Here is a 12,938-nt window from a genome sequence, read left to right as displayed (position 1 = left end):
AGATGTGTATAAGAGACAGCCGTAGCCCTGCCCGTGGCCCGGCCCGAGCGGCGGCCCGAGCGGCGGCCCGCCCTGCGGATCGGCGCCGTCCGAGGCATACGGGTTGCCGGGCACGGGCTGCTGCGGCGGGCCCGGGGCGTACCAGGGCTGCTGCGGGTCGGGCATGGTCTTCCCCCTGAGACGTGCCACTCGGCCCGAAGACCTCTCCTCGGGCACAGGTCACTGGTGGTGGACGCACCGCACACCGATCCAGTTCCCGCCGCAAGGCCCCCGGGTACCGCGACGGATCACGCCACGTCACCGGACCGGACCGCCGCTTCCCAGGGCGGGACCGCCCGCCCGGTCCTCAGCCCTGCCGCGCGGCGTACTCCCGCGCCGTGCGCAGCGCCTCGGGGTGCAGCGCCTCCCCGGCGGCCAGCAGCGCGGGCAACAGGGTGCGTTCGGTCGTCACCGCCCGGAACTGCAGGGCGGCCGTGACCTCGTGGTCCGGCCGGTGCACGATCTCGATGGGGTCCCCGGCACGGACGGTGCCCGGTTCGATCACCCGCAGGTACGCGCCGGTGGCGGCCCGCCGGGTGAACCGCCGGACCCATCCCCGCTCCCCGAGGTGGTGGGCGAAGGTCCGGCACGGGATGCGGCCCGAGGTCACCTCCAGGACGAGGTCCGCCCCCACCCGCCAGCGCTCGCCGATCCGCGCGCCGCTGACGTCCAGACCGAGGGTCGTGAAGTTCTCACCGAACACTCCGCCGGCCAGCTTCCGGCCGCCCAGCTCCCGCTCCCAGGCGTCCAGCTCCTCCCGGGCGAAGGCGTACACCGCCTGGTCGCTGCCGCCGTGATGGCGCAGGTCGCACACCGCGTCCCCGGCCAGCCCGCTGCCACCGCCGCCGCCCCTGGGCCCGGGGTCGAGGACCTCGACCGGGCCCGCCACCGGTCGCTTGTCGATCCCGGTGACGCCACCCGGGCCGTCCGTCTGTGGGGAGGGGAGGGGTTTCCCGATGTTCACGGTCAGCAGCTTCATACGGTCACGCTAAGGGCTGCCCCGCAGGGCTTCGTTCTGGATCACGACGGGGCCGACCCGGACGACAGAGCCTGACCCCCTCCGACCCCAAAGGTGCTCCTCGTGAATTCGCCCCGCCCCCAAGAATTCCTTATGCTGACTGCGTGATCGAAGCTCGCCACCTCCGTGTCCTGCGCGCCGTGTCCACCACCGGCTCGTTCTCCGCCGCAGCCCGTGAACTCGGCTGCACCCAGCCCGCCGTCAGCCAGCAGATGAAGGCCCTGGAGTCCTCGGCGGGCACCACGCTGCTGATCCGCACCGGCCGGGAGATGCGCCTCACGCAAGCGGGCGAGGCACTGGTACGGCACGCCTCCGGCATCCTCGCGGGGCTGACGGCGGCCGAGGAGGAGGTCGCCGCCATCGCCGGACTGCGGGCCGGCCGGGTCCGGCTGGTGTCCTTCCCCAGCGGAAGCTCCACCCTGGTCCCGGGGGCGCTCGCCGCCCTGCGCGCCGAACACCCCGGCACCCGGGTGTCGCTCGTCGAGGCCGAGCCGCCGCGCTCGGTGGACCTGCTGCGCGAAGGCGACTGCGACATCGCGCTGGCGTTCCGTTACGGGGCGACCGGCGGCGAATGGGACGACCTGGTGGTCCGGCCGCTGCTCACCGACCGGCTGATCGGTCTGGTCCCGGAGGGGCACCGGCTGGCGGAGGCGTCGAGCGTGTCCATCGGCGAGCTGGCCGAGGAGTCGTGGATCGCGGGTTGCCCGCGCTGCCGCCGGCAGCTGGTCGAGGTCTGCGAGGAGTCCGGCTTCACCCCGCGCATCGACTTCGCCACGGACGACTACCCGGCGGTGATGGGCCTTGTGGGGGCCGGGCTCGGAGTGGCGGTGCTGCCGGAGCTGGCCGTCGAGTCGGTACGTCCCAAGGGGGCCAGGGCCGTGCCGGTCGAGCCCGCGATCGAGCGGGAGATCGTCGCGCTGACCCTGCCGGACCTGGCCCGGGTCCCGGCGGTGGCGGCCACCCTGGACCAGCTGTCGCGCACGGCCGCCCGCTGAGGCCGGGCGGGGTGGGGCGCCCGCCGGACCCCGCGGCCCACGGGCGGGGTGGGGTCCGGCCCTGTCTCTTATACACATCTCTGAGCGGGCTGGCANCCCTCGCGCCATCAGAGATGTGTATAAGAGACAGCGCTGAGGCCGGGCGGGGTGGGGCGCCCGCCGGACCCCGCGGCCCACGGGCGGGGTGGGGTCCGGCCCCGCTGCGGCCGGTCGCGGGCCGGATGGCCGAAGGTGTCGGAAAAACGTTTCTGCGTTCAGTTGCTGCGTACGGGTGTCAGGTGGCGCCGGGGCCCGGACCGGCGGCGGGAACGCCGGAGGGCGCCGCGGTGATCAGCCGGGTTCTGGCCCGGCCCATCAGCTCTTCGCGCTCGTCCTCCGTCAGGCCGCCCCACACCCCGTAGGGCTCCCTCACGGCCAGGGCGTGCGCCGCGCACTCGGCGCGTACCGGGCAGCGCATGCATACCTCCTTGGCGGAGGTCTCGCGGGCGCTCCGGGCCGCGCCGCGCTCACCCTCGGGGTGGAAGAACAGGGAGCTGTCCACGCCTCGGCAGGCGGCGAGCAGCTGCCAGTCCCACAGGTCTGCGTTGGGTCCGGGAAGGCGGGAGAAATCTGCCATTGCTTGTCCCCTCGGAGCTGTGCTGCGTCGGAAGCGGCATCCTCGACCGTCTGTGATCGACGGCCTGCTGTGATCGGACCGTCTGTGATCGGTGTGACCTGAGTCTCGACCGTACATCTGCGGTGCTAGTAGATGTAAATATGACTGATTGCGAATCTAGCCACAGACACCCTCAAAAGGGAAGAAATGGTGCCGAACAGGGCATGCCAACGAGTGAAGATTCGGTTGACGGGTGAATCACCCGCGCCGTTCTCCTCCGTATACGGCCCTTCACGTAGAGTGCCGAACCCGGCCGCCCGACCCGTAACTCTTTCGAGTGACCGTCGTTAAGGGAACGGATGCGGTTGACGGATATCCGGCTCGGGCACATGTCCGAGGGGGTCAACCGCACAGGTGACGACTTGTATCAGCCTGGAGGCTCAAGGTGACGCGCATCAGCTGCGGAGGACGGTCATGACATCCGTCCTCGTCTGCGACGACTCCCCGCTTGCCCGAGAAGCGCTCCGTCGCGCGGTGGCCACCGTGCCCGGCGTCGAACGCGTGACGACCGCGGCCAACGGCGAGGAAGTCCTCCGCCGCTGGGGTGCCGATCGTTCGGATCTGATTCTGATGGACGTACGCATGCCCGGTCTGGGAGGTGTGGAGACCGTCCGACGGCTGCTCTCCGCCGACCCGGGGGCCCGGATCATCATGCTGACCGTCGCCGAGGACCTGGACGGCGTCGCGCTCGCGGTCGCGGCCGGGGCCCGCGGCTATCTGCACAAGGACGCCTCGCGCGCCGAACTGCGGGCCACCGTCACCCAGGCGCTGGCCGACCCGACGTGGCGGCTCGCCCCGCGGCGGCTGCGTTCCGCCGAGATGGGGGCGGCCCCCACGCTCACCGCGCGGGAGATCCAGGTCCTCGAAGGCATGAGTCACGGCCGCTCCAACGCGGAGATCGGCCGTGAGCTTTTTCTCTCCGAGGACACGGTCAAGACCCACGCCCGGCGCCTGTTCAAGAAGCTCGGGGCCTCGGACCGCGCCCATGCGGTGGCCCTCGGATTCCGCTGGGGCCTGGTCCGCTGACGACCGGCCCGGGCCGCGCCCCGTCCGCAGACCGCGGACGGGGTCACGGAGCGGGCCACCGGCTCCACACCCCGTATCCGGGTGCCCGCTCAGCGGTGCCATGTGACGCTTCCCGGCCGATGACGCATCCTTGAGTCGTGGAGTTCCTCAGGAACGATTCGGTCGAGCGGAAGGGGAGGGCGCAGGACATGACATCCGGCGCACCCGCTCATAACGCTTCGGTGCACAACTCGGGACGCGGTGGAGCGGACCGGACGGCCTCAGGGCACCATGGTCCGATGCGCGATGACGAAACCACGGTGATCGGTGCCCTCGTGCACCGGGCCGTCGACGGCGACGCGCAGGCCACCCATGACCTGCTGGCCCACGTCCATCCCCTCGCGCTGCGCTACTGCCGCTCCCGGCTGAACCGCCTCCCCGGTGACGCTCGCCACTTCGTGGAGGACCTGGCGCAGGAGGTCTGCGTAGCGGTGCTGATGGCGCTGCCGCGCTACAAGGACACCGGAAGACCCTTCGAAGCCTTCGTCTTCGCGATCGCCGGGCACAAGGTCGCCGACCTCCAGCGCGCCGCGATGCGCCATCCGGGGTCGACCGCCGTCCCCTCCGACGAGATGCCGGAGAGGCCCGACGACTCCCTCGGCCCGGAGGAGCGCGCCCTGCTCAGCAGCGACGCCGCCTGGGCCAAGAAGCTCCTCGCCAACCTCCCGGACAACCAGCGCGAGCTGTTGGTCCTGCGCGTCGCGGTCGGGCTGACGGCGGAGGAGACCGGCCAGATGCTCGGGATGTCCCCGGGTGCGGTCCGGGTCGCCCAGCACCGCGCTCTCAGCAGGCTCCGGGCGCTCGCCGAGCAGTAGGGCACCCCTGCGCCGGCCTCGCCGGAGGCGCTGTAGGAAGCTACAGAACAGCCAAGTGATCTTGATCGTGGAATGAGACGCCCGCGGAGCCCGTTAGCATGGACATCCGCACCGATCAAGGCCATTTGGGGAAGGTGTCATGACTGCAAACGTCGACGGAGTGCCCGAGAAGTTCGCGACGCTCGGGCTGACCTACGACGACGTGCTGCTGCTGCCCGGCGCGTCCGAGGTCCTGCCCAACGCGGTCGACACCTCGTCGCTCATCTCGCGCAACGTACGGGTGAACATCCCCCTGCTGTCGGCCGCCATGGACAAGGTGACCGAGGCCCGGATGGCGATCGCCATGGCCCGTCAGGGCGGCGTCGGCGTGCTGCACCGCAATCTCTCGGTCGAGGACCAGGTCAACCAGGTCGACCTGGTCAAGCGCTCCGAGTCGGGCATGGTCACCGACCCGATCACCGTGCACCCCGACGCCACGCTCGGCGAGGCGGACGCGCTCTGCGCGAAGTTCCGCATCAGCGGCGTGCCGGTCACCGACCCCGCGGGCAAGCTCCTCGGCATCGTCACCAACCGCGACATGGCCTTCGAGTCGGACCGGTCGCGCCAGGTGCGCGAGGTCATGACGCCGATGCCGCTCGTCACCGGGCGGGTCGGGATCTCCGGCGTGGAGGCCATGGAGCTGCTGCGCCGCCACAAGATCGAGAAGCTGCCGCTGGTCGACGAGGCGGGCATCCTCAAGGGCCTCATCACGGTCAAGGACTTCAAGAAGGCCGAGCAGTACCCGAACGCCGCCAAGGACGCCGAAGGCCGCCTGCTGGTCGGCGCGGCCGTCGGCGCCAGCCCCGAGGCGCTGGACCGCGCGCAGGCGCTCGCGTCCGCCGGGGTCGACTTCCTGATCGTCGACACCTCGCACGGACACAACAGCAACGCCCTCGACTGGATGGCGAAGATCAAGTCGAGCGTCGGTGTCGACGTCATCGGCGGCAACGTCGCCACCCGCGACGGCGCCCAGGCGCTGATCGACGCCGGGGTCGACGGCGTGAAGGTCGGCGTCGGACCCGGCTCGATCTGTACCACCCGTGTGGTCGCCGGCATCGGCGTCCCGCAGGTCACCGCGATCTACGAGGCCGCGCTCGCCGCCCGTGCCGCGGGTGTCCCGGTGATCGGCGACGGCGGCCTCCAGTACAGCGGCGACATCGGCAAGGCGCTGGCCGCCGGCGCGGACAGCGTGATGCTGGGCAGCCTCCTCGCGGGCTGCGAGGAGTCCCCGGGCGAGCTGATGTTCATCAACGGCAAGCAGTTCAAGTCGTACCGCGGCATGGGCTCGCTCGGCGCGATGCAGTCGCGCGGGCAGGGCCGGTCCTACTCCAAGGACCGCTACTTCCAGGCCGAGGTGTCCTCGGACGACAAGCTCGTCCCCGAGGGCATCGAGGGCCAGGTGCCCTACCGCGGCCCGCTGGCCAACGTCCTCCACCAGCTCGTCGGCGGCCTCCGCCAGACCATGGGCTACGTCGGCGCCGCGTCCGTCGACCAGATGGAGAGCAAGGGCCGGTTCGTCCGGATCACCTCGGCGGGTCTCAAGGAGAGCCACCCGCACGACATCCAGATGACGGTGGAAGCACCGAACTACAGCAGGAAGTAAGACATCACCGCAGGTGAGGGGCGGACCGGAGTTCCCGGTACCGCCCCTCAGGCGCGTGTCGGGGATACTGGTCAGCGCAGACGTAGAGGGAAAGGCCACACATCGTGACTGAGATCGAGATCGGGCGCGGCAAGCGCGGCCGCCGGGCTTACGCATTCGACGACATCGCTGTCGTTCCGAGCCGCCGCACCCGGGACCCGAAGGAGGTCTCGATCGCCTGGCAGATCGACGCCTACCGCTTCGAGCTGCCGTTCCTGGCCGCTCCCATGGACTCCGTGGTCTCCCCGCAGCACGCCATCCGGATCGGCGAGCTCGGCGGCCTGGGCGTGCTGAACCTGGAAGGCCTGTGGACCCGGCACGCCGACCCGCAGCCGCTGCTGGACGAGATCGCCGGGATGCCGGTCGAGTCCGCCACCCGCCGGCTCCAGGAGATCTACTCCGCCCCCATCCAGGAGGAGCTGATCGGGCAGCGCATCAAGGAGGTGCGCGACTCCGGCGTCGTCACCGCCGCCGCGCTCTCCCCGCAGCGCACCGCCCAGTTCTCCAAGGCGGTCGTCGACGCGGGCGTCGACATCTTCGTCATCCGCGGCACGACGGTCTCCGCCGAGCACGTCTCGGGCGCGGCCGAGCCGCTGAACCTGAAGCAGTTCATCTACGAGCTGGACGTCCCGGTCATCGTCGGCGGCTGCGCCACGTACACCGCCGCCCTGCACCTGATGCGGACCGGCGCCGCCGGTGTCCTCGTCGGCTTCGGCGGCGGCGCGGCGCACACCACGCGCAACGTCTTCGGCATCCAGGTCCCGATGGCCACCGCCGTCGCGGACGTCGCCGGGGCCCGCCGCGACTACATGGACGAGTCCGGCGGCCGGTACGTGCACGTCATCGCCGACGGCGGCGTCGGCTGGTCCGGCGACCTGCCGAAGGCCATCGCCTGCGGTGCGGACGCCGTGATGATGGGCTCCCCGCTGGCCCGCGCGACGGACGCGCCGGGCCGCGGCCGCCACTGGGGCATGGAGGCCGTCCACGAGGACGTGCCGCGCGGCAAGCTGGTCGACCTCGGTTCGGTCGGGACGACGGAGGAGGTCCTCACCGGGCCTTCGCACACCCCGGACGGCTCGATGAACATCTTCGGCGCCCTGCGCCGCGCGATGGCCACCACCGGCTACAGCGACCTCAAGGAGTTCCAGCGCGTCGAGGTGACGGTGGCGGACTCGCAGCACCGCCGCTGACCTCCCGTACACATGCGGAAGGGCCCGCACCACCACGCGTCACGCGTCATGGTGCGGGCCCTTCCGCATGTTCTCCGCAGGGTCAGCCTGCCTTCTTGGCGCCACCGACGGCGGCGGCCGCGCCGAGGGCGAGGAAGAGGTAGGTCATGAAGTCGGCCTCCTGCGACCAGGCTTCCGTCACGGTGCCGAAGTGGTCGCCGATGACCTCGGAGAAGGGGATCTGCGCCAGGTCCGAGAGCACCATCGAGATGCCGACGAGCTGCCCGAGGTAGACGGCGCCGATCGAGAAGACGGCCGCGGCGCCGATGACCGCCGGGTTGGAGCCGCCGACCTTGCTCGCCGCGAAGCCGACCAGGAAGCCGACGCCGACCGCCGCGTAGCCGACCTCGCGCTCGATGGAGCCCGCGATCACGCCGTACAGGATGCCCGCGACGACGGCCGCGCCCAGGGCGACCAGCACGCCGAGCAGGATGTTGTTGTTGCGGGCCGGGGGCGCCGGGGCGAAGGGCGCGCCGCCGCCGAACGGGGCCGTCTGACCGGGCTGCTGACCTGCGAACGGGTTGCCGCCCGGGGCCGGGGGCTGCTGGCCGTAGGGGTTGCCGGCCGGGGCGGCGGGGGCGGGCTCGCCGTACGGGTTGCCGGTCGGGGCGGGGGCCGGCTGACCCGGCTGACCGGCGTACGGGTTGCCGTCGACGGGCTGACCGCCGTAGGGCTGCTGGGGCTGGTTCGGCGGCTGCACGGGCTGACTCACGGTGGGGCTCCCCCTGGGATGGCTGCGCACGGGCGTGCGGATGCGCACATCTGTGCGCGCTGTGACGCCGCAGGGTAGCAGCACGCCCCGGAACCGGTCACCGGCAATCTTTCGACGGCCCGTCACGTCTCAGAGCCGGTGCGCGGCCCCCGCCGGAGTGGCCCCCCGGGTGTCCAGGAGGAGTTGGGCCTTCACCGCGAGACCCTGGAGGTCGTAGGTGCGGTGCTGCTGGAGCAGTACGGTCAGGTCGGCCGCGGCCGCCGCCTCGTACAGCGAGTCGGCGCGCGGGACCGGGCGTTCGCGTACCCGCCAGTCCAGGACGTGCGGGTCGTGGTAGCCGATCTGGGCGCCCATGTCCATCAGCCGGGTCGCGATCTCGCGGGCGGGGGCGGCCTCCTGGTCGGCGCTGTCCGGCTTGTAGGTGACGCCGAGGAGCAGCACGCGTGCGCCGCGGACGGACTTGCCGTGCTCGTTCAGGAGGGTGGCGCAGCGCTGGATGACGTAACTGGGCATCCGGTCGTTGATCTCCTGCGCCAGCGAGACCATCCGCAGGGGGTGCCCGGGGATGCGGGTGCTGTGGGGCGGGAAGCCCGGGTCCACCGGGACGCCGTGTCCGCCGACGCCGGGCCCCGGCCGGAAGGGCTGGAAGCCGAACGGTTTGGTCTCGGCGCAGCGGATGACGTCCCAGAGGTCGACGCCGAGGTCGTGGCAGAGCACCGCCATCTCGTTGACCAGCGCGATGTTGACGTGCCGGAAGTTGGTCTCCAGCACCTTCGTCATCTCCGCCTCGCGCGGTCCGCGGGCCCGGACCACCTTGTCGGTGAGCCGTCCGTAGAAGGCGGCGGCCGACTCGGTGCAGGCGGGGGTGAGGCCGCCGATGACCTTGGGGGTGTTGGCCAGGACGTGGGTGCGGTTGCCGGGGTCGAGCCGGCTCGGTGAGCAGGCGAGGTGGAAATCGCGTCCGGCGACGAGCCCCGAGCCCTCCTCCAGCAGGGGGCGCAGAACGTTCTCGGTGGTGCCGGGCGGCACGGCGGACTCCAGCAGCACGGTGGTGTGCGGGCGCAGCCGGGCCGCCAGCGCGCGGGCGGCGTCGCCGAGCGCGGTGAGGTCGATCCCCCGGTCGGGGCCGAGCGGGGTGGGGGAGCAGATCACGGCGGTGCGGACCCGGCCCAGCTCGGCGGCGTCGGTGGTGGGCCGGAAGCCGCCGGAGAGCATGCGGCGGATCTCGGACGCGGTGAGGGTGCCCTCCACGGGGCTGCGGCCCGCTCCGAGTTCCGCGTAGGGGCGTGGGTCGGGGTCGTAGCCGACGGTGTCGATTCCGGCGGTCACCGCGGCCTGGGCGAGGGGCAGGCCGAGGTGACCGAGTCCGATGACGGCGAGGTCTGCGGGCATACAGGAAGACCCCCTAAGTGCGGAGAGCGAAGATCGCAACTGCTGTGGACAGTGCAATGTCAGACTAGGCGTAAATATGACCTATATGTCGCATTGTGTGGCTCCGGTCGCCCGGGTGTTGTCCACAGGCGGTGGCTGAACTCGGGGAGCGCGGACAGAATCGAGGGGTGGACACGGGCGTCCGGCCCCTCGGCCGGGTGGCACTCCCGTGTCCGACCACCCCGATCCACCGGGAGGCAGCAGTGAGGACAGCGACACTGGGACCCGCCGAGCGCACCGTCGCGCTCGCCGCCATGGCCGAGCGCGAACTGGACGTGCTGGTCGTGGGGGCGGGCGTGGTCGGCGCGGGCACGGCGCTGGACGCCGTCACCAGAGGCCTCTCGACCGGCCTGGTCGAGGCGCGCGACTGGGCGTCCGGCACATCGAGCAGGTCGAGCAAGCTGATCCACGGCGGTCTGCGCTATCTGGAGATGCTCGACTTCGCCCTGGTCCGGGAGGCGCTCAAGGAGCGCGGGCTGCTCCTGGAGCGGCTCGCCCCGCATCTGGTGAAGCCCGTGCCCTTCCTCTACCCCTTGCAGCACAAGGGCTGGGAGCGGCTCTACGCCGGCTCCGGCGTCGCGCTGTACGACGCGATGTCGGTCTCCTCCGGCCACGGCCGCGGCCTCCCCGTCCACCGCCACCTCTCCCGCAAGCACGCCCTGCGGGTCGCTCCCGCGCTGAAGAAGGACGCCCTGGTCGGCGCTCTCCAGTACTACGACGCCCAGATGGACGACGCCCGCTTCGTCACCGAGCTGGTGCGCACCGCCGCGTCCTACGGGGCCCAGGTGGCGAACCGGGCCCGGGTGGTCGGCTTCCTCCGCGAGGGCGAGCGGGTCGTGGGCGCGCTCGTCAGGGACGTCGAGGGCGGCACGGAGTACGAGGTCCGGGCCAAGCAGGTGGTCAACGCGACCGGTGTGTGGACCGACGACACCCAGGGGCTCATCGGCGAGCGCGGGCAGTTCCACGTCAGGGCCTCCAAGGGCATCCACCTGGTCGTCCCCAAGGACCGCATCCACTCCTCCACCGGGCTCATCCTGCGCACCGAGAAGTCCGTCCTCTTCGTCATCCCCTGGGGACGGCACTGGATCATCGGCACCACGGACACCGACTGGGACCTGGACAAGGCCCACCCGGCCGCCTCCAGCGCCGATATCGACTACCTCCTCCAGCACGTCAACTCCGTCCTGAACACCCCGCTGACCAGGGACGACGTCCAGGGTGTCTACGCCGGACTGCGACCTCTGCTGGCCGGCGAGTCGGACGCCACCAGCAAGCTGTCGCGCGAGCACACGGTGGCCCACCCCGCCCCCGGCCTGGTCGTCGTCGCGGGCGGCAAGTACACGACGTACCGGGTCATGGCCAAGGACGCGGTGGACGAGGCGGTGCACGGACTCGACCAGCGGGTCGCCGCCTGCGTCACCGAGGACACCCCGCTCCTGGGGGCCGAGGGGTACAAGGCCCTGTGGAACGCGCGCGCCCGGATCGCGGCCCGGACCGGACTCCATGTCGCCCGGGTGGAGCATCTGCTCAACCGGTACGGCTCAATGACCGAGGAGATTCTGGAACTGGTCCTCGCCGACCCCACCCTGGGCGAACCCCTGCCCGCAGCCGACGACTATCTGCGCGCCGAGATCGTCTACGCGGCCTCCCACGAAGGCGCCCGCCATCTGGACGACGTGCTGACCCGGCGCACCCGGATCTCCATCGAGACCTTCGACCGGGGCACCCGCAGCGCCCGGCTCTGCGCGGAGCTGATGGCGCCGGTGCTGGGCTGGGACGAGCAGCGGATCGACCGGGAGGTCCAGCACTACGAGAAGCGGGTGGAGGCCGAACGCGAATCGCAGCGACAGCCCGACGACCTCACGGCGGACGCGGCCCGGCTCGGCGCACCGGACATTGTGCCGATCTAGGACACGCCCTCCGAGAGACCCGCGAGCCCCTGCGCCGCGTCACCGCCCGCCTTCGCCGGGCCAGTTGGGGTCCGCCCGCCGGGCGGAGCCGCGGCGGCGGCCCGGTCCGGCCTGGACGGGGAGCCCCGGTTGGTAGGAGGCTGTGGGGGCTTCCCTCTTCGGTGGACCCCGGACCCGGCACCAGGACCGGTCCCGGGGTGAGGGACAATGAACGCTCTGCCAGGGCGGGTTGATCGCAGAGGGGACGCATGTCGGAGGCGGAGCAGGCACGGGAGCCCCAACGGGACACGAACGGTCGTCTCCTCGCGGGGCGCTACCGGCTCGGTGAGGTGCTCGGCCGGGGCGGCATGGGTACGGTCTGGCGCGCCGAGGACGAGACGCTCGGCCGCACGGTCGCGGTCAAGGAACTGCGGTTCCCCTCGGCGATCGACGAGGACGAGAAGCGCCGGCTGATCACGCGCACCCTGCGTGAGGCCAAGGCGATCGCACGGATCCGCAACAACAGCGCGGTGACCGTCTACGACGTGGTCGACGAGGACGACCGTCCGTGGATCGTCATGGAGCTGATCGAGGGCAAGTCGCTCGCCGAGGCGATCCGCGAGGACGGCACGCTGACGCCGAGACGGGCCGCCGAGGTCGGGCTCGCCATCCTCGACGTGCTGCGCTCGGCGCACCGCGAGGGCATCCTGCACCGCGACGTGAAGCCGTCCAACGTGCTGATCGCCGAGGACGGGCGCGTCGTGCTCACCGACTTCGGCATCGCCCAGGTCGAGGGCGACCCGTCGGTCACCTCCACCGGCATGCTCGTCGGCGCCCCCTCGTACATCTCGCCGGAGCGGGCCCGCGGTCACAAGCCGGGCCCGCCCGCGGACCTGTGGTCGCTCGGCGGACTGCTGTACGCGAGCGTCGAGGGCTGCCCGCCGTACGACAAGGGCTCGGCCATCGCCACCCTGACGGCCGTGATGACCGAACCGCTCGACCCGCCGAAGAACGCCGGTCCGCTCACCGAGGTCATCTACGGGCTGCTCGCCCGGGATCCCGACCAGCGCCTCGACGACGCCGGGGCACGGGCGTTGCTCAACGACGTCATCAACGCCCCCGACGTTCCCGCACCGGTCCCCGCGGACTCCACCCAGATCATGGCGCTGCCGCCGGCGCCGGCCGCCGACCCCCTCGTCAAGAGGACGCCGAAGCAGCCCACCGGGTCGGGCGAGCCCGTCGAGGGCGCCCGCGACCGGCTGCGCGGAGCGCTGCGCTCCGTGCGCAACGCCAAGACCCCGGCGGTGGCCGCGGGAGCGGCGGCGGGCGCGGGCGCGGCGTCGGCGAGCTCTCCGGCCGCGGCCGGCGGGTCACCCGCCGCAGCGCCCAAGCCGCCGTCACCGCCCAAC

General features: G+C 71.9%; 11 protein-coding genes. 7 read left to right on the top strand and 4 right to left on the bottom strand.

Going from position 1 to position 12,938, the window contains the following annotated elements; all coding sequences use genetic code 11:
- Positions 1 to 346: 346 nt before the first annotated feature.
- Positions 347 to 1,018, bottom strand: a complete 672-nt coding sequence (locus CR470_RS28380; protein ID WP_097870360.1) for an MOSC domain-containing protein — start codon at positions 1,016 to 1,018, stop codon at positions 347 to 349.
- A 143-nt stretch (positions 1,019 to 1,161) separates the two neighbouring features.
- On the opposite strand from CR470_RS28380, the gene CR470_RS28375 reads away from it, so the two are divergent.
- Positions 1,162 to 2,052, top strand: coding sequence for a LysR family transcriptional regulator (locus tag CR470_RS28375; protein WP_097870359.1), 891 nt, complete (start codon positions 1,162 to 1,164; stop codon positions 2,050 to 2,052).
- Between the two features lie 274 nt (positions 2,053 to 2,326).
- On the opposite strand, the gene CR470_RS28370 is transcribed toward CR470_RS28375, so the two are convergent.
- On the bottom strand, positions 2,327 to 2,668 hold the full coding sequence (locus CR470_RS28370) for a WhiB family transcriptional regulator (protein WP_097870358.1): 342 nt from the start codon (positions 2,666 to 2,668) through the stop codon (positions 2,327 to 2,329).
- A 453-nt stretch (positions 2,669 to 3,121) separates the two neighbouring features.
- Between CR470_RS28370 and CR470_RS28365 the strand changes: the two genes are divergently transcribed.
- The 4 genes from CR470_RS28365 (at position 3,122) to CR470_RS28350 (ending at position 7,458) form a co-directional block, all read left to right on the top strand.
- Positions 3,122 to 3,733, top strand: coding sequence for a response regulator transcription factor (locus CR470_RS28365; RefSeq protein ID WP_003948568.1), 612 nt, complete (start codon positions 3,122 to 3,124; stop codon positions 3,731 to 3,733).
- Positions 3,734 to 4,011: 278 nt separating this feature from the next.
- Complete coding sequence (locus tag CR470_RS28360) at positions 4,012 to 4,587, top strand: sigma-70 family RNA polymerase sigma factor (protein ID WP_018960265.1); 576 nt, start codon at positions 4,012 to 4,014, stop codon at positions 4,585 to 4,587.
- 139 nt (positions 4,588 to 4,726) lie between these two features.
- Positions 4,727 to 6,229, top strand: coding sequence for an IMP dehydrogenase (gene guaB, locus CR470_RS28355; protein ID WP_097870357.1), 1,503 nt, complete (start codon positions 4,727 to 4,729; stop codon positions 6,227 to 6,229).
- Positions 6,230 to 6,333: 104 nt separating this feature from the next.
- Positions 6,334 to 7,458, top strand: coding sequence for a GuaB3 family IMP dehydrogenase-related protein (locus tag CR470_RS28350; protein ID WP_097870356.1), 1,125 nt, complete (start codon positions 6,334 to 6,336; stop codon positions 7,456 to 7,458).
- Between the two features lie 82 nt (positions 7,459 to 7,540).
- On the opposite strand, the gene CR470_RS28345 is transcribed toward CR470_RS28350, so the two are convergent.
- Both CR470_RS28345 and CR470_RS28340 read right to left on the bottom strand, forming a co-directional pair.
- Positions 7,541 to 8,209, bottom strand: coding sequence for a hypothetical protein (locus CR470_RS28345; protein ID WP_257138944.1), 669 nt, complete (start codon positions 8,207 to 8,209; stop codon positions 7,541 to 7,543).
- Between the two features lie 129 nt (positions 8,210 to 8,338).
- Positions 8,339 to 9,601, bottom strand: coding sequence for a nucleotide sugar dehydrogenase (locus CR470_RS28340; RefSeq protein ID WP_097870354.1), 1,263 nt, complete (start codon positions 9,599 to 9,601; stop codon positions 8,339 to 8,341).
- Positions 9,602 to 9,843: 242 nt separating this feature from the next.
- Here CR470_RS28340 and CR470_RS28335 point away from each other — a divergent pair, with 242 nt between their 5' ends.
- Together CR470_RS28335 and CR470_RS28330 are read left to right on the top strand one after the other, a co-directional pair.
- A complete protein-coding gene (locus CR470_RS28335; protein WP_097870353.1) occupies positions 9,844 to 11,550 on the top strand; it encodes a glycerol-3-phosphate dehydrogenase/oxidase in 1,707 nt (568 codons plus the stop codon).
- Between the two features lie 248 nt (positions 11,551 to 11,798).
- Positions 11,799 to 12,938, top strand: a 1,140-nt coding sequence (locus tag CR470_RS28330; protein WP_179892393.1) for a serine/threonine-protein kinase, incomplete at its 3' end; no start/stop codon positions are given.

The organism is Streptomyces sp. rh34 (genome assembly GCF_002551245.1).
GTDB lineage: Bacteria > Actinomycetota > Actinomycetes > Streptomycetales > Streptomycetaceae > Streptomyces.
The sequence above is the reverse complement of the archived record's forward strand: the minus strand, read 5'-3'. Positions and strand labels throughout refer to the sequence as shown.

Excerpts from the sequence above, each read along its gene's own strand:
- CR470_RS28370 (WP_097870358.1), bottom strand. The coding sequence starts at position 2,668 with ATGGCAGATTTCTCCCGCCTTCCCGGACCCAACGCAGACCTGTGGGAC.
- guaB (WP_097870357.1), top strand. The coding sequence starts at position 4,727 with ATGACTGCAAACGTCGACGGAGTGCCCGAGAAGTTCGCGACGCTCGGG.
- CR470_RS28360 (WP_018960265.1), top strand. The coding sequence starts at position 4,012 with ATGCGCGATGACGAAACCACGGTGATCGGTGCCCTCGTGCACCGGGCC.
- CR470_RS28380 (WP_097870360.1), bottom strand. The coding sequence starts at position 1,018 with ATGAAGCTGCTGACCGTGAACATCGGGAAACCCCTCCCCTCCCCACAG.
- CR470_RS28340 (WP_097870354.1), bottom strand. The coding sequence starts at position 9,601 with ATGCCCGCAGACCTCGCCGTCATCGGACTCGGTCACCTCGGCCTGCCC.
- CR470_RS28365 (WP_003948568.1), top strand. The coding sequence starts at position 3,122 with ATGACATCCGTCCTCGTCTGCGACGACTCCCCGCTTGCCCGAGAAGCG.